This window comes from Prevotella sp. HMSC073D09 (assembly GCF_001814145.1).
Lineage (GTDB): Bacteria > Bacteroidota > Bacteroidia > Bacteroidales > Bacteroidaceae > Prevotella > Prevotella conceptionensis.
This window is the reverse complement of record NZ_KV815018.1, coordinates 1-579: the sequence shown is the minus strand read 5'-3', so window position 1 is coordinate 579 and position 579 is coordinate 1. Positions and strand designations below refer to the sequence as shown.

Annotated in this window: 1 protein-coding gene; it reads right to left on the bottom strand. The window is 54.2% G+C overall.

Annotated features, from left to right (window positions below; genetic code table 11):
* Nucleotides 1–20 precede the first annotated feature (20 nt).
* A partial coding sequence (locus HMPREF2955_RS00615; protein WP_139145438.1) for a T9SS type A sorting domain-containing protein occupies nt 21–579 on the bottom strand: 559 nt, incomplete at its 5' end.

The following is a 579-nucleotide window of genomic DNA, read 5'->3' as shown; positions in this document are numbered from 1 at the left end:
ATAAAATATATCCCTATCGCCTATTTCCTGATGAGTTTGACGGTTTGTCTGCTCTCGCCACTACTCATCTCAAGTACGTATGTCCCATTCATAGGCAGATAGCAACGGGTGGCGTGATAGGTGTCGGCTGTGCGCGTCTCCTTTTGCAACAGGGCGCCATCGGGGGAATACAGCCTAAATTCAAGAGGGAGCGACTCGGACATTTCCACGCGCACATCAACGTTGCCGTCAGCCGTGGGGTTTGGGGACACGTCGTGGCGTGCGAAACCGTCTTTGGCCATTGTCGATACGTTTAGCGTGCGGGTGGTGGAGCAACCTTCGGCGTTGGTCAGTTCGAGGATGTACGCTCCGTCCTCGTCCAGCGTAACGCTCTCGCCACTCAGGTATCTACCCTTCGGGCTCTTCCATCGGCAGGTGTAATCGCCCTTGGTGTCAAGGTGGTAATCGCGAGATGCACCGCGGGCGAAACGTACGTCCTGCAACTCGGGCACATCGGCCATGTCGGCATTGGAAATCATGATTTCATTCAAAAGTGTCTTACCCGTATGGTCTTTGGCGGCAATCGTGTATTTGCCTTGT